Origin of the sequence: Aestuariimicrobium soli, assembly GCF_051192575.1 — a bacterium.
GTDB classification, from domain to species: Bacteria; Actinomycetota; Actinomycetes; order Propionibacteriales; family Propionibacteriaceae; genus Aestuariimicrobium; species Aestuariimicrobium soli.
Genome location: NZ_JBPJSQ010000006.1, coordinates 325,455 through 348,996, shown reverse-complemented (window position 1 = coordinate 348,996; position 23,542 = coordinate 325,455). Strand labels below are relative to the sequence as shown.

The following is a 23,542-nucleotide window of genomic DNA, read 5'->3' as shown; positions in this document are numbered from 1 at the left end:
CCGGGGGTGGTGTTTTTGTTCGCCAATTGTCAGCCCAGGCGTCGCTCCAGCTCGTCGACCTGCCGGTGCAGTTCGGCGGGCACGCGCTCGCCCAGCGAGGCGAGCCATTCGCGCACCCGCGGCACCTCGGCACGCCATTCGTCCGGGTCGACGGCCAACGCCTCGGCCACCTGGTGCGGCGGGAGATCGAGCCCCGACAGGTCGAGGGCCTCGGGGGTCGGCACGTTGCCGATCGGGGTCTCGACGGCCGACGCGGTGCCCTGCAGGCGGGCCACCATCCAGGCCAGCACGCGGGAGTTCTCGCTGAAGCCCGGCCACAGGAAGCCGTCGTCGTTGCGGCGGAACCAGTTCACGTGGAAGATGCGCGGCAGCTTCCTGCCGGGGGAGTCCTGGGCCAGCCAGTGGGCGAAGTAGTCGCCCACGTGGTAGCCGATGAAGGGCAGCATCGCCATCGGATCGCGGCGCAGCACCCCCACCTGGCCGGCCGCCGCGGCGGTGGTCTCCGACGACAGGGTGGCACCCAGGAACACCCCGTGGGCCCAGTCACGCGCCTCGCTCACCAGCGGCACCGTGGAGCCGCGTCGTCCGCCGAAAATGATCAGGTCGATCGGCACGCCAGCCGGATCGTCCCAGTCGGGGTGCAGGGTCGGGCACTGCGTCAGGGGGGTGCAGAAGCGGCTGTTGGGGTGGGCGGCCTTGGCCGCGGAACGTGGGGTCCAGTCGGCACCGAGCCAGTCGATGGCGTGCTCGGGTGCCGGCGAGTGGCCCTCCCACCAGACGTCGCCGTCGTCGGTGAGGGCGACGTTGGTGAAGACGGTGTTGCCGGCCGCCAACGTGCGCATGGCCACCGGATTGGTCGACTCGCCCGTGCCGGGAGCGACGCCGAAGAATCCGAGCTCGGGATTGACGGCCCGCAGGCGGCCCTGGTCGTCCCAGCGCAGCCAGGCGATGTCGTCGCCGAGGGTCTCGACGCGCCACCCGGGCAGGGTCGGCTCGAGCATGGCGAGGTTGGTCTTGCCGCACGCCGACGGGAAGGCGGCGACGGCATGGTGCGCCCTGCCCTCGCGGTCGGTGAGCCGGATGACCAGCATGTGCTCGGCGAGCCAGCCCTCGTCCCGGGCCATGGCCGAGGCGATGCGCAGCGCGAAGCACTTCTTGCCGAGCAGCGAGTTGCCGCCGTAGCCGGAACCGAAGCTGACGATGCTGCGTTCCTCGGGGAAGTGGACGATGTACTTGGTCGGGTTGCAGGGCCAGGGCACGTCGGCCTGACCGGGCGCGAGCGGGGCGCCGACGGAGTGCAGGCAGTCGACGAAGGGCGGGTGACTCCCGTCGCGGCGGGGTGTGTCGAGCACCGTCTGGACGGCGGCGCCCATGCGGGTCATGACGCGCATCGAGAGCACGACGTAGGGGGAGTCGGTGATCTCGACACCGAACTTCGCCTCGGGGGTGAGCGGGCCCATGCAGAACGGCATCACGTACAGGATGCGCCCGCGCATGCAGCCGCGGAACAACGGCAGCAGGGTCTGCTTCATCTCGTCGGGGTCGACCCAGTTGTTGGTCGGGCCAGCGTCCCCCTCGTCGACCGAGCAGATGTAGGTGGACTGCTCGACCCGGGCCACGTCGCCCGGGTCGGTGCGCGCGAGGTACGAGTGCGGTCGTCGCTCGGGGTTCAGTCGGACGAGCGTGCCGGCCCGCACCAACTGGTCGGCGAGGCGGTCGGCCTCTTCCTGGGAGCCGTCGCAGACGTGGATGGCCTCGGGCTGGGTGAGGAAGGCGACCTCGCGCAGCCAGGCGATCACGCCGGGGTGCTGGGGCAGGGTGCCGGTGACGGGGAGGCCCTCGAGGGTACTGGCCGGATCGGGGGTGGCCGGATCGGGGGTGAGGTGGGCGTGGGGACGGTCGGTGAGCGTCATGGACGTTTCTCCTGTACGACGGTGTACAACAGCTGTCTGGCCTCACGCTAAGTCGCCGCTGACTCCCGCGCGAATCGGCTGGCCGAGCGTTCCCGGGGTTCAGTTTGGTGTCATCGTCGGCGCTGGTCTAGAGTGGGGGACTGCCCACGATGTTCCGGAGTTATCCGGGCTGAGGGTGAAGCGCTCGTGGCTCAATGGATAGAGCATCTGACTACGGATCAGAAGGTTGGGGGTTCGAGTCCCTCCGAGCGCGCAGCTGGCCCCGCAGAGTGATCTGCGGGGCCTTCGTGTTGTGCGGGGTCGACCGGGGCTCCGGCCGGTGGTGGGTGGTGAATGGCCGTTCAGTATGAAACCCCTGACGAGAGCCGGTTTGGCGCGGGAAATGTGGGATGAATCACATTGCTCCACCTCCTCGTTGGGTCGGTTGTGATCCCGGCACGTCGCTCGTTCCTCGCTTCTACTCGATCATCGATTCCTGGGTTTCGTCGGTCGAGTAGGTCGCCTGCGACCGTGTCGAGACCCCAACACCTCCACAACCCGCCCGCGGGAGGCGAGAAGCGACCCGCCGGATGCCTACGATGGAGTCAGCCCACGATGGGTGGGGGACGAAGGAGTCGAGATGAGTTCAGTCGTGGGAATCGTGGTGCTCCTGCTCGTGGCACTGGTGGGGTTGGCGGTGCTCATCGGCGTCGTGGCCCTGGTCGTGTGGTTGGTCAACCGCAAGGACCAGCCGCTGACCTACGGCGACCCGAACACCGTGGTCGATCCGCAGCAGTTGCCTCGGGAGGGCCACACCTCCACGATGCACCAACCGCAGCAGCGCTCCTTCCCGGGCTGAGGCCTCCACGGCCCCGAGGCTCGGTAGCGTCGGGGGCATGACGAAGATCCTCGCCCACCGTGGCGCCAGCGCCTACGCCCCCGAGAACACCCTTCCGGCCTTCGAACTGGCCCTCGAGCAAGGAGCGGACGGCTTCGAGCTCGACGTGCACCTCAGCAAGGACGGCGAGATCGTCGTCATTCATGACGAGACCGTCGACCGCACCGCCAAGGGTGAGGGACGAGTCGTCGACCTCACCCTCGAGGAACTCAAGGCGATGGACTTCTCGGCGGGCCGCGATGGTTACGCGAACTGCACCATTCCCACCCTGCGCGAGGTGCTCGAACTCGTCATCGGCACCGACAAGGTCGTCAACGTCGAACTGAAGAACAACATCGAGCCCTACGCCGAACTGCCCGCGAAGCTCGATGCCCTGGTGACCAGCCTCAACCTGGCCGGTCAGGTGATCTACTCCTCGTTCAATCACTACTCGGTGCGCGACGTCATCGCCGCCGGTACGCCGGTGCCCGTCGGCGTGCTGCACCAGGACATGCTGGTCGAGCCGTGGACCTACGCCGCCGGTCTGGGAGCGAAGGCCCTGCACCCGCACTACCAATTGGTCGTGCACAACGCCGACTACGTTCCCCAGGCGCACGCCGCCGGCCTGCAGGTGAATGTCTGGACGGTCAACGAGTCCGGCGAGATGGCGATGATGATGCGCGACCAGGTCGACGCCCTCATCACCAACCACCCCGACGTGGCGGTCGCCCTGCGCGGCTGAGCCCCCGCCCGAAGCTCAGGCCTCGCCGAGCCCCAACCGCGCCAGCAGCGGCCCGACCTCGGGATCACGACCCCGGAAGCGGCGGTACGACTCCTTCGCGTCGATCGACCCGCCGCGGCCGAGCAGCTCGCGGCGGAACCGCTCGCCCGCCTCCCGGGTCATGCCGCCGGGGTTGTCGGCATCGCCCTGCTCGCGGAACCAGGCGACGGTGTCGGCGTCCATGACCTCGCTCCACAGGTACGAGTAGTAGCCCGCCGCGTACCCGCTGGCGAAGATGTGACTGAAGTAGGACGAGCGGTAGCGCGGCGGCACCAGCGGCGAGAGGGCGCCGGCCCGCTCCAACGCGGCCCGCTCGAAGGCCTCGACCCCCTCACCGGACTCCGGCAGCTCGTCCGCGCAAGCCTGGTGCCACGCCTGGTCGAGCAGCATCGCGGCGAGCAGCTCGAAGGTGTCACGACCCGACTCCTGCCGGTTCGCCACCAAGGCCTCGATCCACTCCGCCGGCACCGGTTCGCCGGTCTCGTGGTGGCGCGCGTAGCGGGCGATCAGCGAGGGCTCCCACGCCCAGATCTCGTTGACCTGGCTGGGGAACTCCACGAAGTCACGCGGCACGTTGGTGCCCGACCGCGATGGGTAGCGCACGTCCGACAGTAGCCCGTGCAGGTCGTGACCGAACTCGTGGAAGAGCGTGATCACGTTGTCCCAGCTCATCAGGCTCGGCGAGCCCTGCGCCGGCGGCGGCACGTTGCACGTGTTGGTCACCACCGGCAGGTCGCCGAGCAGCTCCGACTGGTCGACGATCGAGGTCATCCACGCGCCGCCCTGCTTGGTGGGCCGCGTGTACGGGTCGATCACCACCGCGCCGAGCCGGGACCCGTCGGCCTCCAGCACCTCGAACACCCGCGCCTGATCGGTGTAGCCCACCAGCTCGGGGTGCTCGACGAACGTGATCCCGTACAGCGCCGTCGCCGCCGCGAACACGCCCTCGACCAGCACCCGCTCGAACTCCAGGTAGGGCTTGAGTTGGTCGGTGTCGAATGCGGACGATGCCGCCTCCCGGGTGGCGTAGAACTGCCAGTCCCACGGCTCCAGGGTGGCGGCGGGATCGTCCTCGTGCAGGCGGGCCTGCAAGATCGCTGCCTCCTTCTCGACGAGCGCCACCACGCCGGGGGTGAGTCGTCCGAGGATGTCGTTGACGGCCTCGGTCGAGCCCGCGCAGGTGATCTCGTGCGCCCACGCGGCGTGGTTCGGCTTGCCCAGCAGCACGGCCCGCTCGGCCCGCAGGCGGGCGATGCGCACGAGCGTCTCGCGGGAGTCGTGATCGCCGGACAGGTTGCGCCCGACCGATGCCTCGTACACCCGGCGCCGCAGGTCGCGGTTCTCGAGCGAGTCGAGCACCGGCTGTCCCGAGGTGTTGACGATCGGGATCAGCCAGCCGTCGAGTCCGCGGGCGGCGGCGTTCTCGGCCAGGGCCTGCACCTCGTCGGCGGCGAGACCGGCCAGCTCGTCCGCGTTGGTGACGTGCACTGCGGCGGCGTTGCGTCCGGCGGTGAGCAGCGTGTCGAAGGTGGTCGACAGGCCGGCCAGCTCGGAGTTGAGGTCCTTGAGCCGGCCCTGCTGGTCGGCGGGCAGCCCGATGCCGTTGCGGTCGTAGTCGCGCAGGCGTTCGGTGAGCAGCCAGTCGGCCTGCTCGTCGAGCGTGACCTCACCGGCATCGGCCCGCTGACGCAGGGCCTGCAGGCGTCGGTGCAGGCGGGCATCGAGCGCGATGGTGTCGGAGTGGGCGGCCAACTTCGGCGAGAACTCGGCCATCAGCGCGTCGCGCTCGGGCGTGGTGTCGGCCGAGCGGGCGACCCAGAACGCGTTGATGCTGCGCTCGAGCGTGGCGCCGGAGCGCTCCCAGGCCTCGAGCACGTTCTCGACGGTCGCGGGCGACTCGTCGGTGGCGATCAGCTCGAGGGCCGCCAGTTGCTCGCGCATGCCGACCTCGACCCCCTCGCGGTACTGGTCGGTGGTGAGGGTGGCGTAGTCGGGCAGCTGGAACGGCAGCGTCGACGGGGTCAGCAGGGGGTTCTTCGGTGCGGTCACGAGGGCCTCTCAGTTCGTGGTCTGGGGGGTGTTGAGGGCGGACGGCAGGTGCTTGGCCCAGAACTCGAGGATCTTCTCGAAGCGCTGGCGCCGGTGCCACGGGCTGCCCGAGCGGGACAGTTCGTGGTTCTCGCCGGGGAAGATCAGGATCTCGGTGTCGACCCCGGCCTGCTTGAGGCGTCCGTAGTAGTTCAGCCCCTGCGCGATCGGGCAGCGCAGGTCGAGTTCGGAGTGCAGCACGAGGGTCGGGGTGGTGACCTGGTCGGTCAGCCACATCGGCGACTGGCGGTTCATCTCCTCGGCCGTGTGCCCCTGGTACTGACCCGCGAAGAACCATCCGATGTCGGACGACCCCACGAACGTCGCGCCGTCGAGGAACCCGCGCTCGACGATGGCTCCCGCCCAGCGGTGGTCGTGTCCGATGATCCAGGCCGTCATGTAGCCGCCGTAGGAGCCGCCCATGATGCCGACCCGGTCGGCGTCGAGGTCGGGGTTCTCGGCGAGGGCGGCGTCGAGGAAGGTGAGGATGTCGGCCATGTCGAGGTTGCCGAAGTCGCCCTTGATGGCCTGCCCGTGCTCGGCCCCGTAACCCATGGCTCCGCGCGGGTTGCACGCCACCACCGCGTAGCCCGCCTCGAGGTAGGTCTGGAACTCGTCGAAGTAGGTCTCGTGGTAGGCCGCGTACGGCCCGCCGTGAATGTTGAGCAGCACCGGGGTCTTCTGCTTGCCGCGGCCCTTGCCGGTCGCGGCGGGCTTCAGCACCCAGCCATGCACCGGGTAGCCGTCGGCGCCGGTGGCCTCAAACTCGACCGGGTCGACGATCGTGGTCTCCCGCTGCAGGGCCGCCGAGAAGTCGGTGAGCACGCGCAGCTCGCCGTCGCGGGCCTTCCCATCACGGACGAGGGCGACCTCACCCATCGTCCGCGGGCCGGCCACGGTGGCGACCACGATCTCGCCCGCAGGATCACCGACGGCGGCCACCCCCTCGGCCATGAGGGCGCCGTCGTACAGCACCTCGACGCCGCCCTTGGCGGTGACCGTCAGGATGCGCCCCGAGCCGCGGTGGTCGTCGGTGACGATCACGCCGTCGTCGCCGAACGGACGAGGAGGGCTCGCCACGGTGTAGCTGGCGGGCGTGAGCTCGGTCACCTTGCCGGCCTTGGGCTTGCGGCTAGACGGGGCGGGCATCACGAAGATCTGGGCGTGGTGGCCGACGAAGTCGAGACCATCCTCACCAAGCGGCTGCCCGATGAAGAACAGGTGCTTGCCGTCGGCCGAGAAGACCGGGTTGCTCGCACCCAGCAGGTGGTTCTTCTTCGAGATCGTGCCCGTGTTGGTGAGCCGAGTGACCTGCTTGGACTCCACCGCCAGGTGGTAGAGGTCGTCGACGAGGTCGTTCTCACGGCCGTCGTGGGCGCTCGCCGACAGAATCAGGGCCTGGCCGTCGGGGGTGAACACGGGGTTCGTCCAGTCGATGTCGTCCTCGGTCAGGCGGGTGGCCGGGGGCACGAGCGAGGACGCCTGCGGGTCGTCCTCGTCGGTGGCCGGCTTCGGCTTGGCCCGCCCGATCGGCTTCACCCGCGGCTCGTCGTCGAGGCTGGGGGTGGCCACCGTGAAGACCTGCAGCGGGCGCCCGTTCAGCCAGCCGACCCCGTTCATCTGCAGCTTGTTGCCCGTGAAGTGGCGCGGGTCTTCCAGCGCGGAGGGGATGTCGTCGTCGGTGCCGTAGCGGCCCGGCTCGGGCACCCGGGCGGTAAAGGCGATGGTCGCACCGTCGGGTGAGAAGCAGAACTCGCGCACGCCCAACTTCTGGTCGGTGATCGCCACCGGTTCACCACCGGACGACTCCACCAGGTGCAGCTGCGGCTTGCCGTCGACGGCTCGCAGGAACGCGATCAGCTCCCCATCGGGGGAGAACTTCGCCCCGGCGTCGGCTCGTCCGCGGGTGATGCGGCGCGGCTGGTCCGAGCCCTCGTCGCCGTCGGCGCTGAGCGGCACGCGCCACAGCTGGCCGACATAGCTGTCGACCTCGAAGCTGGGGCGGCTGGTGGAGACCAGTGCCCAGGTGCCGGACGGATGGATCTCGGGAGTCGAAACGGTGGTCAGCAGGTCGAGTTGGTCGGGACGCATGGATCCAACCTACTCAGCCACGAACTCCCGCAGGAACCTCGTGCCCGGCCGGTCGAACACTGTCTCGGGTGATCCCTCATTCACGACGCGCCCCGATTCCAGGTGCACCACATGGTCGGCCATGGCGCGAACATCGTCGATCTCGTGCGTGACCAGCAGTGCGGTTTTCGAGGCCAGGCGGCTGGCCAGGAGGGCGCGCAGTTCGGGAATGGTGGTGACGTCGACCCCGGCGAAAGGTTCGTCCAGTAACACCAGTCGGGGATCGACCGCGAGGGCGCGTGCAATGGCCACCCGTTTTGCCTGCCCGCCCGACAGTTGCCGCGGACGACGTCCCGCCAGGTCAGCGAGCCCCACCGCGTCGAGTTCGGCCTCGGCTCGGCGGCGCGCCAGGGCGCGGGAGTGCCCGTGCGAACGGGGCCCGTAGGCGACGTTGTCGAGCACGCTCAGGTGGGGGAACAGGCTCGCGTTCTGCCCGACGACGGCGCATCCGCGACGTTGGGTGGGCACCCAGACGCGTCGTCCGTTACCGGAGCGCACCCACAGACGTGGGCCGAGGGAGATCTCACCGGCATCCGGGGCCAGGGCGCCGTGCAACAGGTGGACGAGGGTCGACTTGCCCGCACCGTTGGGGCCGATGACGGCGGTGGTTCGTCCGCCGGGAAGATCGAGGTCGAGGTCGAGGCCCCGCTCCGCGAGGGTGGCGCGCACGTGCACGGGGTCAGCCACGGATGCCTCCCCAGCGGGAGGTCGCGACCACCAGTACAGCCGCGACCGCCAGCAGCACCAGCGACAGGGCGAGCGACAGGTCGGGGTCGGCCTCACGGAGCAAATAGATCTCCAGCGGCAGGGTGCGGGTGACCCCGGGCAGGGAGCCCGCAAAGGTGAGCGTGGCGCCGAACTCGCCCAGGGCGCGGGCGAAGGCGAGCGCACCGGCGGCCACGATCGCGGGCGCGCTCATGGGAATGGTCACGGTCAGCAGTACCCGCAAGGGATGCGCCCCGAGCCCGGCGGCGACGAGTTCGTGGTCGCCGGCATTCGATCGCAGCGATCCCTCGAGCGAGCCGATCATGAACGGCAGCGAGACGAAGACCTGGGCGACGACCACGGCGGTGGTGGTGAACCCGATCTCGATGCCGGCCTGCGACAGCGGACGACCGATCAGCCCCCATCGTCCGAAGGTGGCGAGCAGGGCCAAGCCTGCGACGACCGGCGGCAGCACCATCGGGAGGCTGAACAGCGTGCGCGCCACCTCCACCCATCGCCCGCGGGCCCGTGCCAGCACGACGGCCGTCGGCACCCCGAGGAGCACCACGATCACCGTGCTGACCACGCACGTGCCGAGGCTGAGCCCCAGCGCCTGCTGCGCCTCGGTGGTGCCCAGCAGCGTGGGCAGCCTGCCCCACGGGGCGCGGATCACCAGGGTCAACAGCGGCAGCCCGATCAGCGCTGCGGCAAGGGAGAATGCCACCCAGGCGGTGCGGGGTGGCGGGGCGGTGACGCGGGCTCGGGACACCGTCGTCAGACGCCCGCGCCTGCCGGGCCGAAGCCCTTGGCGGTCAGCAGACGCCGGCCGGTCTCGCCGGTGACCGCGGCGATGAACGCATCGGCCCCGGAGCCCTTGGTGGTGCCCTTCACCCTGGCGATGTAGAGATGGGTGGCCCGCTTGTCGGCGCCGGGCAGGGTGATCACCTCGACCTCGTCGTTGGCGTCGGTGGTGTAGGCGACGCCTGCATCGGCCTCACCGGAGGCCACCTTGCCGACGACGTCGGTGACCTTGAGTTCCTCCGAGACAGGCTTGAGGGTGATCGAGCGGTCCTGGGCGACCTGCAGGGTGGCGCGACCGCAGGGAACCTCGGGGGCGCAGATCACCAGCTTCTTGCCGTCGAGATCGGCGAGGTCGGTGACACCCGCCGGGTTGCCCTTCGGCACCACCAGGGCGAGTTGGTTGGTGGCGAACTCGCGGGGCGTCTCGACCAGGCCGCCCTTGACGGCGCGATCCATCGTGGTCTTGTCGGCCGTGGCGAGCACATCGGCCGGCGCGCCGCCCTCCAGCTGGTCGACGAGCCCCGACGAGCCGTCGAAGCTGAACGTCGCCGGGGTCTTGGCCTCGTCCGCGATCTGGGGGAAGACCGTCGAGAGCGAGGCGGCCGCGAAGACGGTGGTCGTGTCGGGCTGGGAACTGCAGGCTGGCAGCCCGAGGGCAAGGGCGGCGGCGAGCACCAGTGCCGCGGCTCGGGCCGCGGCCCGGCGCGGCGAACGGCTGGGCACGGAGTGGGTCATGCGGGGGCTCCCTCGAGTGAGACGTTGGTGGCCTTGATGACCGCCGTGGCGATGGACCCCACCTCGAGGCCCAGGTCGTTCACGGCCTCGGTCGAGATCAGGGAGACGACGCGGTTCGCGCCGCACTGCAACTCCACCTGACTCATCACTGGATCGCTGACGATGCGGGTGACGATGCCGGTCAGATGGTTGCGGGCCGAACGCCGGTGTGAGCCGGGGTCGAGCGCGTCGTGGTCGACCTCGGCGGCGAGTTCAACCGCGAGGGTGGCGGCGGCGGACCCCTCGACGACCAGACGGTTCGCGTCGTCCTTGTGGGCGCTCAGCCGGCCCTGGTCGACCCACCGACGCACGGTGTCGTCGCTCACGCCGAGCAGGGTGGCGACCTGAGAGATCCGAATCTGCGGCATGAAAGGAAAGTATCAGCCGCATCTGCGCGTTCATCCACCGGGGTGATGGAAAGCACCGATCGTTACCATGAGGCCATGAACCAGCATCGCGCCTGCGTGATCACCTGCTCCGACCGGGCTCACGCCCACGTCTATGAAGACCGGTCGGGCCCGATTCTGCGGGAGGGGTTGGCCTCGCTCGGGTTCGCGGTCGGCGAGCCCGTGATCGTGCCCGATGAGGCGGACGAGATTCGCGCCGCCGTCGTGGCGGCCATCGACGCCGGCGTGCGGGTGGTGATCACCACCGGTGGCACCGGGATCGGGCCGCGCGACGTGACGGTGGCGGCGACCCGGCCCTTGTTGGACGTGGAGATTCCGGGGATCGGCGAGGCGATCCGGGCGGCCGGGGCGTCCAAGACCCCCCTGTCGTGGCTGTCGGGAGGCCTCGCCGGGGTGGTCCGACGGAAGGGCGTCGCGCCCGCGGTGGTGATCAACGTGCCCGGGAGTCGAGGCGGGGCCCGCGACGCCCTGGCGGTGCTGTCGCCCCTGCTCGTGCATCTGGTCGACCAGCTCGATGGGGGCGACCATCCGATGGATCCCGTCGGCGCCAGCTGACGGGGCGCGCGCTGCGATTCGCAGCGTTCCGAGGGTCAGATCTGTGAGGCGATCGCGATGGCGATGAAGATCAGCAGGCTGAGCCCCAGCAGTGAGCGGCTCACGGTCAGTGATTGCCCTCGTCTGATCGCCATGGCTATGAGCCCACCCACCCAGGCTCCCGACCCCACGGCCAGCCCGACCAAGTGGAGTGGCTTGGCGGCCGGGAAGCACCAGTCAGACGCGTTTGCTCCGCCGTCGGTGGCGCACGCCCAACTGGCTCCCAGTAGCCACGCTGCGAGACCGGCAGCGATGGAGGCCACCACGAGTGCCACGTCGATGCTCCGGCGCTCCCTCGCGCTGGCGGGTGAGGACATGTGAACCCCCAGATGGATGGTGCGACCCTTCTCTCGGGCGAGATTGAGGGTCGGGTGGCAGTCGGACGAGTGGGCGACTCCGCGCTGGCCACTCTAGCCGCGCCGCCGCGCATCCATTCCGAACGCGCTCCTCTGCAGGAAATGTTGGTGCCGGCTCTTGTGCTGGGGTGGGTGGGCTGTTTAGTGTGTGCTCGCTGGCTTGTTGGCCAACGTTTCCGGCGTAGTCCTGGCGGTGGTGCTGGGTGTGGATCGATGAAGATTCTGATGGTGGTTCTGCGTCGGTTGGTTGCTGTGGTGGTGGGGTTGGCGTTGGTGTGGTCGGTGGTCCCGACGGGGCGGGCGGTGGCGGATCCGACGTCTCCGGCAGATTCCCCTTCCCCGTCGCAGGGTGATCTGGTGCGTCCTGATTGGGTGTCGGCGACGGTGACGGCTCGGGCGACGGGGCAGCGGGTGGAGGTGTTGTCGGAACGTACGGAGTTCGGGTCGACGTGGGTCCGTCCTGATGGGGTGGTGGATCAGGAGGTGTCGGCCGGTCCGGTGCAGTTTGAGGACGCTGCCGCCGAGGGTGGGTGGCGCAGGATTGACACGCGTTTGGTGCGGGGGGCGGACGGGCGGCTCCGCGCGAACGCGGTGAAGGATGCGGTCATGGTGGGCACGACCCCGGCCGCTGCTGTGGTGAGTGTTGAGGGCGGTGTGGGGTTGTCGTTGCCGGGGGTGCAGCTGCCGGTGCCGACGGTGGAGGGGTCGACGGCTGTCTACGCCGAGGTGGTGCCCGGTGTGGATGTGACCGTGGAGGTGTTGCCGGCCGGGTTTGAGTTGTTGTGGGTGGTGAAGTCGAAGGCGGGCGCGGCGGAGCTGGTGTCCCGGTTCGGGAAGGCCGGGCAGGTGGTGTTGCCGACCACGGTCACCACGGATGGTGGAGTGTCGACGTCGGTGGATGCTGCGGGCGGGTTGGTGGTGACCAATGCCAAGGGGGCCCGGGTGGGTCGGTTCGGTTCTCCGGTGATGTGGGATGCGCCGGACACGTCGGCGGGCAAGGGCCCCGCCGTTGGGGACCGTGGTGTGGGCGATCGGGGTGTGGTGGAGCCGGTGGTGTTCAAGCCGGCGGCGGCGACGTTGCGGGGTGGGAAGGCGTCTCGGCGGGTGGATGTGGTGGCGTCGGTGGCGTGGTTGACGGGGGCGGAGCGCCGGTTCCCGGTGACGATTGATCCCACGTATGCCAGTGATTATCGTGCGCCGGCGTTCGACACGTTCGTGCAGCAGGGTTTCACGACGGATCAGTCGGCTGATGGGGAGTTGAAGCTGGGGAACAACGGGTCGGGGCAGGTGGCGCGCACGTATTTCAATTGGGACAACACTCTGTTCAAGGGCCGCACGATTGTGTCGGCGTCGTTGTCGATGTTTGAGAAGCATTCGTGGTCGTGTGAGGAGCGGGCCTGGTCTGCCTACGATGCGGGGTTGTCGAGCACGGCGTCCCGGTGGACGGTGCAGCCGTCGGTGGGGTCGAAGCGGGCGACGTCGACGCAGACGAAGGGCGCCTCCACCGCGTGTCCGGCGGGGCGGGTGTCGATGTACAACTTGACGGGTCTGGCGCAGGCGTGGTCGGCCACGACTGCTGCTCAGGTGGGGATGATGTTGCGTGCTGATGATGAGACCGATCCGTATGGGTGGAAGCGGTTCTATTCGGCCGACAGCAACTATCAGCCGTTGTTGAGTGTGTCGTACAACCGGGTGTCCGGGTCGCCGGCCACTCCGGGTTTGACGGGGCCCAACTATCGGGGGGGTGCAGTGGACATCGAAGACACCGACGGCGTCGGCGGTGGTGCCGAATGATCCGGACGGGAACACGGTGCGGGCTGAGTTCCGGGTGTTCACGTCGGCGGGGTCGGGCACGAATCCGGTGTCGTCGTGCGACACGGCGATGGTGGCCGGGGGGACGAGTGTCACGTGTGTGATGCCGGCGATTCCCGACAACGCGACCTACTGGCTGCGGTATCGCACCTGGGATGGCTACGGCTATTCGGCCTGGTCGCCGGCGCGGGAGTTCACGGTGGCGGGGTCGGTGCCGAATACTCCGTCGATCTCCTGTCCGGCCCCGTACGGCAACGGTTCGTGGACGGACACGGTTCCGTCGTCGAAGGTGCGCTGCACGATCACGGTGACCGGGTCGACGACCTCGGCGCCGTTGTGGGCGGCGGGCACGCTGGACGGGGTCGGGTTTGAGGCGGCGGTCACGCAGCCGACTTCGTCGGCGTCGTTCTCGTTCCCGTTGGATGTGGCCAATGTCAGCGGCCAGCACTCGATCAGTGTGTATGCGATTTCTCCGATCGGTACCGCATCGGCCACCCGGACGCACACGTTCGGGCTGGGTCAGTTGGCGTTCGCCACACCGGCGGAGAATGCGGTCACGACCGACACGGTGGCGTTGCGGGCGCAGGGTCCGGCGTCGGCGACTGGTTCGAGTGTGCAGTGGCGGGTCGGGGGCGCACTGGACGCCACCTCCGGGTGGGCATCTCCGCCGGCGTCGGCCACCAGCTCGTTGACGTTCAGCCTGCCTGCTGGGACGGTGTCGGGGCTGTTCGACACCACGGCGTTGGTGGGGGTCGCAGACGCCTCCGGGGCGAAGGTGTCGGCCAGGACAGCCAGCACGGTGGAGGTGAAGGTGTGTTTCACCTACGTTTCGGGCACGAAGTGCGCGACGCGGAGCATCGTGCGGGTCCCGCATGCGTACGGTGCGGGTTTCCCGACCACCGATGCGGGTCCGGCGTCGATCGCGTTGTGGACTGGTGAGGTGCAGGTCTCTGACACTGACGCCGAGTTCAACACCCCGGGGGCAGGGCTGTCGGTGTCGCGGACGTTCAGCTCCCTCGCCGGTCCTGCCGAGCCGAGGAACGCGATCTTCGGCCCCGGCTGGGCAGCGTCGCTTGATGCTGCCGAGTCCGCCGGGTTGTCCGGTTCTGAGGTGTATGACTCGACCCGGGTGGACGGCACGATCGTGGTCGAATCGGCCGAGGGGGACGTGTTGGTGTTCGCGGCGCCCAGCGGGAAGCGACGCACCACCGCCACCCTCGAGGCGGGCACCTGGAAACCGGTCACCGACGACACCACCGCTTCCGGGCTCGCCCTGACAATCACCACCTCGTCCGGGACCGTGTTCGTGACGATCACTGACGACGATGGGGTGGTCACCACTTTCACGGGCGCTGCCCCTGCTGCTGGCACGGATGCCACGTTCGCGGCGTTCACCGTCGCTGATGCGGTGACGGGGGAGAGCACCAGCTACCGGTACGACAATCTGGGTCGGGTGACCGCCATGGTTGCCCCGCTGCCTGAGGGGATCGGTTCGTGTGACACGGCGGCCCCGCAGGCTGGGTGCCGGTTCCTGAGCTTCACGTACTCGGCCACCGACTACTCGTCGGTGACGCCGGATGCTCCGTGGCGTTTGACGGGTGTGTCCGCCACGAACGGCACCACCACCAAGCAGGTGGCCTCCTACACCTACACCGGCGCCACCGGCCAACTGTGGAAGGCCACCGACACCCTGACCGGGCTGACCACCACCTACACCTACACCACCCCAGGGAAGATCGCCACGATCACCCCGCCGGGGGAGAAGCCGTACACCATCGAGTACCAAGCGACGGCGCCGGCCCTGGTGTCGGGTGTCACCCGGACGCAGCCAGCCCCGCTCACCGGCACCATGCAGCTCGCCCGGATCCTCCCGATCACCGATCTGTCCACCGTGACCGGGCTGAACATGGTCCAGTTCGGCCCCGGATCCGGCTACGACCTTCCGCGTGTGGCGACGCGCGGGTTTGCGGTGTTCGGGCCCGACCGGGTCAAGCCGGCTGGTGCTGCCATCGCTGCTGATGATTGGCCCTATGCCAGCCTGTATCTGACCGATGATGATGGGTACACGATCCACACCGGCAGCATGGGTGCCGGCGAGTGGCAGTTGGATGCCACCGTCTACGACGACCACGACAACGTCATCAAAACCTGGGATGCCCGCACCGTCGCCGCGATCCGCGCCAACCAAGCAGACCCCGAGCGGAACCTTCTGGACGGGCCGGTGGCGCAGCTCGCCAGCGACACCACCTACACCGCTGATGGTGCGCACGTGGTGGCGTCGGTGTCACCGATCCGCCGCGCCGTCATCCCCGGCGGTGACCCGGAAGGGATGTCGACCCGGGTGAAGACGGTCACCCTCTACGACGAGGGAACCCCCACCCCCGCCGAACCGGCCTGGTTGGTGACCCGGATCCTGACCACCGTCATCGACGGCGACGGCACCGAAGTGTACAAACTGGGCGCCACCATCAACGGCTACGCCAAAGTCGACCCGGCAGATGTGAAGACCGGGTGGGAACTGCGTCAACCCACCACCGTCACCACCGACATGAACGGCGACCAACAAGCCAACACCGGCGACATCACCCGCACCACCCGCTACGACGCCCGCGGCCGCACCATCGAAGACCGCCAACCCCTCTCGTCGGGTACCGATGCCGGGACCCGGCAGACCCTCTACTACACCGGCACGGGAACCGGCGGCTGCGTGAACGCCACCTACGCGGGCCTGGTCTGCCAGGTCGGACCCAAGGCCCAACCGTCGGGGGTGACTGTGCCGGTGACGAAGACGACGGGTTACACGTGGGCGATGCAGCCCACCACCACGGTCACCACGTCGGGGACCGTGACCCAGACCACCACCACCGGCTACGACACCGCGTTCCGGCCGACCACCTCGCAGACGGTGACCACCGGGTTGGCGTCATCGACACCGGTGCCAGCCACGACCACCACCTACGACCCTGCCGGGCGTGTGGCGTCGGAGTCGAACCAGTGGGGCACCATCAACCACAGCTACGACGAGTGGGGCCGCGAAACCCGCTACGAGACCACCTCCGGTGGCCAAACGGACTACTCCAACACCACCTACGATGCTCTCGGGCAGGTCGCCACGGTGGTCACGAATCAGACCACCACCGTCTACACCTACGACGGCACCGACGCCCTCGGCCAAACCGAACGCCGCGGCCTCACCACCAAGGTCACCGTCACCACGTCAGGGAAGACGTGGACCTCCACCGGCGCCTACGACGCCCAAGGCACCCTCACCCTCGAGAAACTGCCCGGCGGAATCATCAAACGCAGCACCTACGACACCGCGGGTGAACTGGTGGACCACACCTGGAACGGGCCCGCCACCCAAGCCGACGGCACCATCACCCCAGACCAGCCGTGGTTGGCGTGGTCGTCCCGGTCGGATCCGGCGGGCCGGGTGGTGCACGAGTGGATGCCTGACGGGCAACTGGCCACCAGTGGTGACCTGGGTGCCGCGGTCGCGGCGTCGGACCGTTCCTACAGCTACGACCCGGCCGGTCGGTTGACACAGGTGCGGGACTTGACCGGTGATCCGACCATCACCGCGGCCACCCCGTGCACGCTGCGGACCTATGGTTTCGACCGCAACGGCAACCGCACCAGCCAAGGCACCGCCACCAGCGCCAACAACACCCGCCCCACGACGGTCACCAGCAGTGTCAGCCCCGCCTACGACACCGCAGACCGGCCCACCACCGGCGCCAACGGGACCGGCACCTACACCTACGACCCGCTCGGCCGTCAAACCAGCATTCCCGCCGTCGACACCCCCCAAGGCGCTACGGCGGGTAACACCGGTCTGGCCTACTACGACACCGACGCCATCCAGTCCATCACCCAAGCAGGCACCACCATCGGGTTCACCCTGGACGCGGGCCTGCGGCGTTCCACCCAAACCACCACCACCGGTGGGGTGTCGTCGACGTTGATGCGGCATTACACCGACAGCAGTGACAACCCCACCTGGAGTGTCGACACCACCAGCGGGCAGACCACCACCACCCGCTACGCCGAACTCATCGCAGGAGACCTCGGCCTCACCATCACCACCACCAACACCGGCACCACCGCGACCATCGCAGTCTCCGGCCCCCGCGGTGACGTCACCTCACAAATCACCCTCCCCGCCGACGCCACCACCCCCACCACCGGCACCCCAGCCGGCCTCGACTGGTGGAACGACTACACCGAACACGGCCAACCCACCACCCCCCAGACCGTGACCCCCGGCTCCACCACCGGCATCGGCTACGGCTGGCTCGGCGCGAAACAACGAGCCACCACCCTCCACGGCTACACCCTCATGGGAGCACGCCTCCACAACCCCACCACCGGCCTCTTCACCAGCCTCGACCCCATCCACGGCGGCAACGAAACCACCTACGGATACCCCAACGACCCCATCAATCATGTAGACCTCGACGGTCAATGGTGCGTGGGGAGAGTCGGGAATAGTTGTCCTCGAGTTTGGAAGAACGGTAGTGGCGAAAGGATTCACGTCTCGAATGCCACGCTGGGAAAGCTGCAGGCGAAGCACGGCATTTCCCAAAGTACGGCCAGATACCTGCTTGAGCGACTTGGGCCGGATCGAGGAGTGGTACGCGGGGCGAATCGAAAATCATTCGGAGGTCGGCTCTACGAAATGCAGTGTCGCGGGTGGTTGATCAAGCGCTGTGTGCCAACGGGGCAATCTATCTACGTAACAATCATCGTGGATTACTCCAGTGGTCGTCCTAAGAAGACAGACGGAACGCTGGTGACGATGTTTTGCCTCACAAACCGAGGACATAAATGCCCATCATGGGTTAACAGTCCGAAACTTCGATAGATCGATCGGCGAATCAGATGCTCCCTTGCCCATGTTGCGGCCATCTCACAATAACCAGGATTGGATACTTTGATCTCTGCCCCGTTTGCTACTGGGAGGACGATTATGCGCAGAGCCAGAACCCAGAGTCACCACTGGGTGCAAATGGCTACAGCCTTGTGGAAGCGAGGCTGAACTTTCAAAAGACTGGAGCTTCTCATCCGGAGTTCATTGGCCTGGTTCGTCCTCCCACCCCTCTAGAGCGCAATTGAAGTAGCTTCGGAACGGAAGAATCAGTCGCGATCCCTTGGCTCTGCGTCATGGTGGGGCTGCCCAGACTTTGGTTGAAACCTGACCCGTGAGGATATGTCCTCGCTGGAAGGATGTCTGTCATGCCGAAGCCGTATCCCAAGGAGTTCCGTCATGAAGGTGCTCTACCTCGCTGTCCGACAGCGGGAGGCCAACCGGCCCAACCCCACGGGCAGGATCAACGGCTGGCAGGCCATCATGAACGTCCTCGCACTGACCTACGGCGACCGCCTGGGTCTCAACTAGCCGACACCACTCACACAAAAAATCTGACACACCCGTGCCAGGTCATGGTTTACGAATGCGAGGTTGACCGAAGGGGTCGAGTCTCCGGTCGGATCACGCGTGTGGGTACGGTCTATCCCGATGGAAGCGGTGGGACGCGGTATGTGGCGGCAAGGGTGCCAAAGGTCTATTCGATCGCGGGAACTTTCCGCGCTGGTGGAGCGGGTGGATTGTCCATCCGTGGTGGAAGTGGGGCAGGCGTGAGCAGCAAGATGCGCTAAAAGACTAAGATCTGCACAATTCAAGGCGAGGGGAACATGTATGGGAATGACGTGGATGGGCGCGGCATTTAAGAATCGCGCAGAGGTGGACAAGTTTGTCGAGCAGACATTGGATGACGTGGATTGGCTGGATGATGTGTGGTCGGAGCTTGTCGGGCTCATCGCATTCAAGGGTGTAGTCGGGGTCTGAATCCGCCGGCCTCGAGGAGCGCTCGGGCGATGTAGTTGGTGAGGTTACGGAATCCGAGGGCAGAGCCACGTAGGTGCTCGAGGCGACCGTTGATCGCTTCGGTGGGCCCGTTGCTGGATCGTGGTCGGTCGAAGTAGGCCAGGACGTCTTCGGCGCGGCGGGACAGAGTGCGGCCGAGTCGGCGTAGTTCGGCAAGGCCGGTCGGGACTCCTTGGCGGACGGCGTCGATCACTGACCGCATCTGTTCACGTCCCTGGCTGGGGTCGGGGTGCCGGTAGGCGGCGACCATGCGCTGGTAGATGCCCCAGGTCGCCTCGACCGCGACGTGCTCATCGACGGCGAAGAGGGCCTTGAGGCGTGCGACCTGTTTGTCGGTAAGCAGGTCGGCGCCGGTGTGCAGGGTCCGGCGGGCGGAGTAGAGCGGGTCGCCCTTGCGGCCTCGGTGTCCGCGGGTCTGTTGCTGGACCCGGCGGCGGGCCTCGTCCATCGCCTCCCCGGCCAGCTGGATCACGTGGAAGGGGTCCATCACCGTCACCGCGTCGGGGAGCTCCTCGGCGGTGGCTGCAGCAGCCGCGCCGGCCCGGTGCCGTCACGGACCGGCGTCAGGTCGATGATGACTGTGACGAACTTGTCGCCCTTGCGTGTGTGCCGCCAACAGTGTTCGTCGACGCCGAGTACATGGACGCCGTCGAGACGGTGCGGGTCGTTGATCAGGACCCTCCTGCCCTCGGCCAGGACCGCGTCGTTGGCGGTGTGCCAGGACACTCCCAGACCCTCGGCGACGCGAGCCATGGACAGGTGATCGACCACGATCCCGACCAGTGCCCACCTCAGCCCCGTCCGGGAGATCTTCGCCCTCGGCTCTGCCGCGGCGGTGGTGCCCTGACGCCACACGTGCCTGCACTCGGCGCACCGGTAGCGGCGCACCGTGATGAGCAAAGTGGTGGGCCGCCAACCGAACGGAGCGTGCGCGAGACGCCTGGTCACGGTGTCACGCGGGATGCCCTGGCAGCCGCAGCGCCTGCACCAGTCGTCCGGCTCCACCACCCGGCAGGCCAGGACGGCCCGGTCGGGCTCGAGGAGCTGGCCACTCACCTCCAGCCCGAGCTCGTGCAGGCCTGCGAAGGTGGTCAGGTCGGGGCGTGTGGAGGTAGCGTCGGGCACGTCGAGGTCTTTCGGATGGCTGGCGTAGGAACCTCCATCATCGGAAGACCTCGACCCCTACCCCGCCAGCGACGCGCCCACGACCCATACACCGTCATCTGCGAAGAGCCGCTTGTCGACGGGGACCTAGAGGAGCCCGAGGCCCTTCCAGATGGATGGGATTCCCTGCCTGGTGATGCCGATGTCCCCTTCCCGCGACGAGCCATTGAGATTGAGGGGTTCATGCTTTTCGAGGCCCTATTGCCCAAGGGTGGCGCATTGCGGTGGGCCGTATCCGGTGGTGAAGAGATCTCCGATGACATCTTGGGGTTGGGTGGTTGGCAACTGTTGACAGCCGAACAGGTCGCCAATATTGCCAGTGCGCTGCATGAGCTGGATCCGCAGGACCTTGCCGATGGTGCGGATCCCAAGCAACTAGCATCGGCGGGAATTCTCCCCTATGGGCGCCGTTGGACTCGCCGAAGGGTGATGGAGGTCTTCAGCGAGGAGTGCTTCGCGTTCGTGGACTTTTACCGGTGGGCCGCCCACAATCGGGCCCTGATCATTCATTTGATGGCCTGATGCGACGCATCGTCACGGCAGCAGCCATCTGGAACGCGCTTCCGATCCAACAAGCGCTTGAGACCGCTGCATCAGGCCCTGATCTCGATGAGAACATCTGCAGTGATTCTCGGCTGCTCGCTCCGGGGGTCACGGGCCTGGAGTCCCTGTTGGTGCAAGCTCGCACCCCTCATTGGATCAATGTGGCTGGGAGGGGGTCGCCGACCAGGGCGGTACTGTGTACTGAGCCGGAGTTTCGTGCCCGGGAAGATGAGCACGCGGAGGCCGCTGACAACTTGTCCGTTTGCCCTCTCGCGTCCATGGTCGTCGACCGCCTCCGGTGGAGTTACTGCCACCTCAAGATCAACCTCCACCCCGGCGCTACCGCGGTGGCCGAGGCCCTCAGGAGGCTCGACTGGTCAGGGGTGACGCTGCACGACTTCGTCATTGATGTGCCGTTGTTCAAGTTTCCAGACGGATTTGCCCTGGACTCGCCCGAACTCAGGACGAACGAGTGGATCGCACATGTTCTTCCCAGCATCAAGGACTGTCTCTTGTTGTCGACGACCATCTTGGGCTGCCATGCCGTCGCGCGACGCTTGGATGCGCCACGAGTGAGGGGAACCGTCGAGAAGTGGCGCTGGGCACTTTTGGGCCTTTCCATGCAAGACCCCTTCCCTCTCCTCACTCGAGAGTTCTTGGTGCGGTACTTTCCTGACAGCAGCAGCGACAAGGTCCCACTCAGTCGTCAGCGCACACAATCCAAGAATGCTTTGGTTGACCTGCTGGAGCAGACGAAGAACACACATCAAGTCTCCAAAGTCGAGAAGGTGTTCAGCGAGCCCTTTACGCGCTTCTGATCCCACGTACCGTCCGCTTCGTCGCTGACGAGGACGACCGACCAGTTGGTGGCGTCAGGTCTGGCTCCTCGACGTCGCACGAACCTGGCATCGCTGGATCGACGACGCGCTGGACTGGACTACGAGGGCGGGCTCAATGCCGCCGTGAGCCGCTCGGCCGACGTACCCAACCCCCAGCGCGCGGTGAGCGCCGCTACGCGCTCGTCGTCGTGCGGCAGCCGCTCCAGGTCGAGCGCCGCGGTGTCGAGCTCCAGATCGGTGACCACCTGCACGACCACCTGCGCCGGCCCCAGGTAATCGATGGCCCCCTCGAGCTTGCGGCGCAGGGCCGTAGCCGGGGCTGATCCCGGGTCGCTCGCCGCGGCGGCGATGTCGTCCAATCCAACCCCCCATAGGCGGCGATCAACTGGGCGGCGGACTTCCTCCCCGATCCCGGCCGCACCGGGCAGCAACGGGAGGCGTTCCTGTCGCGGTTCGATGCGGTGAGCTACCTCTACCTGACCCGAGATTCGCAAGCTGGTGGGAGGGATCGACGTCACGGCCGACCCGTTTGGTTACGGTGGAGCGCAATGGTTGGATCCCGGCCAGGTCACGGATACATCCGACTACCTGGCCGAGTTTGACGTGTCCGCTGCCATCCTTGGGGTCGACGTGGGGGAGATGAATCGGGGCGAGCTCTATCCAGCGTTCTCTGAGTGGAGTCTGGATTACGTCTCCGAGCTCGTCAATGATGAATGGGATGGATTGTGTCGGCTCTACCATCACGCCTCCTCAAAGAAACTGGGCGGTCTTCACGTCATTGAATAGACCGTCGCGCCATCCCACGGCTCCAACAGTGGGCTGGCCTGGCGGCGCTGCATCGGCGACGCGCTGGCGCAGACTACGAGCACGTTGTCGATGCGGCCGCGAGTCGGTCGGCCGATGTTCCCAACCCCCACCGCTGGCCGAGCGCGGCGATGCCGTCGTCGTCGAGCGGCAAAACCTCAACCGCCTCAGTGGTCGTCCGGGCGGGTCCAATCGCCGGACGTGCCTCCGGGCTTCGCGACCACTTTGGCCGAGGTGATCTCGGTGAACCGGTCGACGGCGTTGGCCATGTCGACCACCGCGGAGGTGGCGGCGGGCTCCGTGACCAGCGCTTGCAGGACAACCCCCCGGTGCGGTCGGCGGTGCGACATCGCTGCCGTGACGTCGCCGACGTGTGCAGGCGTTGTTGGCGCTGTCACTTGTGCTGGGCGGTTGGGCTGTTTAGTGTGTGTTCACTGGCCCGTTGGCCAACGTTTCCGATGAGGTCCCGGCAGTGGTGCTGGGCGTGAGCGGTGATCCATGCTGAAACCTGTCCAGCCCGCAGCCTTGGCGTGCATGTTCCTGGTGGCTCTCTCATCCCTCTACCTTGGGGCTTGCTCCCAAGCGGACCCCACGTGCACATTGGCGGGCAAGCAGAAGTTGATGAACATCGGCCAGGCCGTCGCCCAGGCCACATCCGCCACGGAACTTCAGTATCAGGATGCAGACTGCGACAGCGGAGGCTCGGCCTACGCCCAAATGTTGGTGCCCAACTCCGGATTCGCGGCACTGACGCGTGGTGAGTTGTGCGTGCTGGCCGAGTCCGGTGAATCCTACGACTACCAGTGCCGTGTGGATAATGAGTCGTTCGTCGTCGTCAAGATTGACCGAGGGCCGAAGGGCGGTATCAGTACGCTTGTTTGGGTGGCTCGCGATTACTGAGCATCGACGCTCAGTGCCCCCGGTCCTTGACTCAGGCGCTTCCTGATGAGCGCAGCTTCTTGGTAGGTTCAGTAGTCTTCTTTGTTGCGGGGGTCGTGGTACTCCTGCAAAGGCCCGTGTACCTGCCACGGTCCCAACCCCCACCGCTCGGCGAGCGCGGCGATGCGGTCGTCGTCGCGCGCCAACAC

19 protein-coding genes, 1 tRNA gene and 2 pseudogenes are annotated in these 23,542 nt (G+C 67.4%); 12 read left to right on the top strand and 10 right to left on the bottom strand.

All coding sequences use genetic code 11. The features are described from left to right. Positions 1-29: 29 nt before the first annotated feature. On the bottom strand, positions 30-1,913 hold the full coding sequence (locus ACSDQ9_RS08370; protein WP_435145965.1) for a phosphoenolpyruvate carboxykinase (GTP): 1,884 nt from the start codon (positions 1,911-1,913) through the stop codon (positions 30-32). A 180-nt stretch (positions 1,914-2,093) separates the two neighbouring features. Between ACSDQ9_RS08370 and ACSDQ9_RS08365 the strand changes: the two genes are divergently transcribed. From ACSDQ9_RS08365 to ACSDQ9_RS08355, 3 genes are all read left to right on the top strand, one after another. Continuing rightward, positions 2,094-2,166, top strand: a tRNA-Arg gene (locus tag ACSDQ9_RS08365). A 366-nt stretch (positions 2,167-2,532) separates the two neighbouring features. Beyond that, a complete protein-coding gene (locus ACSDQ9_RS08360; protein WP_435145963.1) occupies positions 2,533-2,751 on the top strand; it encodes a hypothetical protein in 219 nt (72 codons plus the stop codon). Positions 2,752-2,788: 37 nt separating this feature from the next. Further along, entirely contained in the window at positions 2,789-3,511 is a 723-nt protein-coding gene (locus tag ACSDQ9_RS08355; protein ID WP_435145961.1) for a glycerophosphodiester phosphodiesterase, read from the top strand. A gap of 15 nt (positions 3,512-3,526) precedes the next feature. Here the strand turns inward: ACSDQ9_RS08355 and ACSDQ9_RS08350 are convergent, their stop codons facing one another. Genes ACSDQ9_RS08350 through ACSDQ9_RS08325 form a run of 6 tightly spaced genes read right to left on the bottom strand, consistent with a single transcriptional unit; the run spans position 3,527 to position 10,416 of the window. Continuing rightward, complete coding sequence (locus ACSDQ9_RS08350) at positions 3,527-5,599, bottom strand: M3 family metallopeptidase (protein WP_435145959.1); 2,073 nt, start codon at positions 5,597-5,599, stop codon at positions 3,527-3,529. Positions 5,600-5,608: 9 nt separating this feature from the next. After that, a complete protein-coding gene (locus ACSDQ9_RS08345; RefSeq protein ID WP_435145957.1) occupies positions 5,609-7,729 on the bottom strand; it encodes a S9 family peptidase in 2,121 nt (706 codons plus the stop codon). 9 nt (positions 7,730-7,738) lie between these two features. Next, complete coding sequence (locus ACSDQ9_RS08340; RefSeq protein ID WP_435145955.1) at positions 7,739-8,455, bottom strand: sulfate/molybdate ABC transporter ATP-binding protein; 717 nt, start codon at positions 8,453-8,455, stop codon at positions 7,739-7,741. Next, complete coding sequence (locus tag ACSDQ9_RS08335; protein WP_435145953.1) at positions 8,448-9,242, bottom strand: ABC transporter permease; 795 nt, start codon at positions 9,240-9,242, stop codon at positions 8,448-8,450. The genes ACSDQ9_RS08340 and ACSDQ9_RS08335 overlap by 8 nt, the downstream gene beginning before the upstream one ends. A gap of 5 nt (positions 9,243-9,247) precedes the next feature. After that, positions 9,248-10,009, bottom strand: coding sequence for a molybdate ABC transporter substrate-binding protein (gene modA / locus ACSDQ9_RS08330; RefSeq protein WP_435145951.1), 762 nt, complete (start codon positions 10,007-10,009; stop codon positions 9,248-9,250). Beyond that, the gene (locus tag ACSDQ9_RS08325; RefSeq protein ID WP_435145949.1) at positions 10,006-10,416 is read right to left on the bottom strand and encodes a TOBE domain-containing protein; all 411 of its coding nucleotides are present in this window, start codon (positions 10,414-10,416) and stop codon (positions 10,006-10,008) included. The genes modA and ACSDQ9_RS08325 overlap by 4 nt, the downstream gene beginning before the upstream one ends. Before the next feature lie 75 nt (positions 10,417-10,491). On the opposite strand from ACSDQ9_RS08325, the gene ACSDQ9_RS08320 reads away from it, so the two are divergent. From ACSDQ9_RS08320 to ACSDQ9_RS08300, 5 genes and pseudogenes are all read left to right on the top strand, one after another. Continuing rightward, complete coding sequence (locus ACSDQ9_RS08320; protein ID WP_435145947.1) at positions 10,492-11,010, top strand: MogA/MoaB family molybdenum cofactor biosynthesis protein; 519 nt, start codon at positions 10,492-10,494, stop codon at positions 11,008-11,010. 608 nt (positions 11,011-11,618) lie between these two features. Continuing rightward, the gene (locus ACSDQ9_RS08315; RefSeq protein WP_435145945.1) at positions 11,619-13,199 is read left to right on the top strand and encodes a DNRLRE domain-containing protein; all 1,581 of its coding nucleotides are present in this window, start codon (positions 11,619-11,621) and stop codon (positions 13,197-13,199) included. Continuing rightward, positions 13,150-18,081, top strand: a complete 4,932-nt coding sequence (locus tag ACSDQ9_RS08310) for a hypothetical protein (protein ID WP_435145943.1) — start codon at positions 13,150-13,152, stop codon at positions 18,079-18,081. The genes ACSDQ9_RS08315 and ACSDQ9_RS08310 overlap by 50 nt, the downstream gene beginning before the upstream one ends. Before the next feature lie 17 nt (positions 18,082-18,098). Next, entirely contained in the window at positions 18,099-18,332 is a 234-nt protein-coding gene (locus ACSDQ9_RS08305; RefSeq protein WP_435145941.1) for a CPCC family cysteine-rich protein, read from the top strand. Between the two features lie 142 nt (positions 18,333-18,474). Beyond that, positions 18,475-18,615, top strand: a pseudogene (locus ACSDQ9_RS08300) (IS256 family transposase); the annotation flags it as partial. Between the two features lie 427 nt (positions 18,616-19,042). Here the strand turns inward: ACSDQ9_RS08300 and ACSDQ9_RS08295 are convergent. Next, positions 19,043-20,229 (bottom strand): annotated as a pseudogene (locus ACSDQ9_RS08295) (transposase). A 222-nt stretch (positions 20,230-20,451) separates the two neighbouring features. Between ACSDQ9_RS08295 and ACSDQ9_RS08290 the strand changes: the two are divergent. Together ACSDQ9_RS08290 and ACSDQ9_RS08285 are read left to right on the top strand one after the other, a co-directional pair. Next, entirely contained in the window at positions 20,452-20,790 is a 339-nt protein-coding gene (locus tag ACSDQ9_RS08290; protein WP_435145939.1) for a DUF1877 family protein, read from the top strand. Beyond that, positions 20,790-21,629, top strand: a complete 840-nt coding sequence (locus ACSDQ9_RS08285; protein ID WP_435145937.1) for a hypothetical protein — start codon at positions 20,790-20,792, stop codon at positions 21,627-21,629. Before ACSDQ9_RS08290 ends, ACSDQ9_RS08285 begins: the two co-directional genes overlap by 1 nt. A 119-nt stretch (positions 21,630-21,748) precedes the next feature. Here the strand turns inward: ACSDQ9_RS08285 and ACSDQ9_RS08280 are convergent, their stop codons facing one another. Continuing rightward, the gene (locus ACSDQ9_RS08280) at positions 21,749-22,009 is read right to left on the bottom strand and encodes a hypothetical protein (protein WP_435145935.1); all 261 of its coding nucleotides are present in this window, start codon (positions 22,007-22,009) and stop codon (positions 21,749-21,751) included. A gap of 139 nt (positions 22,010-22,148) precedes the next feature. Between ACSDQ9_RS08280 and ACSDQ9_RS08275 the strand changes: the two genes are divergently transcribed. Continuing rightward, positions 22,149-22,436: a DUF1877 family protein gene (locus tag ACSDQ9_RS08275; protein ID WP_435145933.1), complete on the top strand. Its 288-nt coding sequence runs from the start codon at positions 22,149-22,151 to the stop codon at positions 22,434-22,436. A gap of 185 nt (positions 22,437-22,621) precedes the next feature. Here the strand turns inward: ACSDQ9_RS08275 and ACSDQ9_RS08270 are convergent, their stop codons facing one another. Beyond that, a complete protein-coding gene (locus tag ACSDQ9_RS08270; RefSeq protein WP_435145931.1) occupies positions 22,622-22,804 on the bottom strand; it encodes a hypothetical protein in 183 nt (60 codons plus the stop codon). Positions 22,805-23,075: 271 nt separating this feature from the next. Between ACSDQ9_RS08270 and ACSDQ9_RS08265 the strand changes: the two genes are divergently transcribed. Then, complete coding sequence (locus tag ACSDQ9_RS08265; protein ID WP_435145929.1) at positions 23,076-23,354, top strand: hypothetical protein; 279 nt, start codon at positions 23,076-23,078, stop codon at positions 23,352-23,354. The last annotated feature ends 188 nt before the right edge of the window (positions 23,355-23,542 follow it).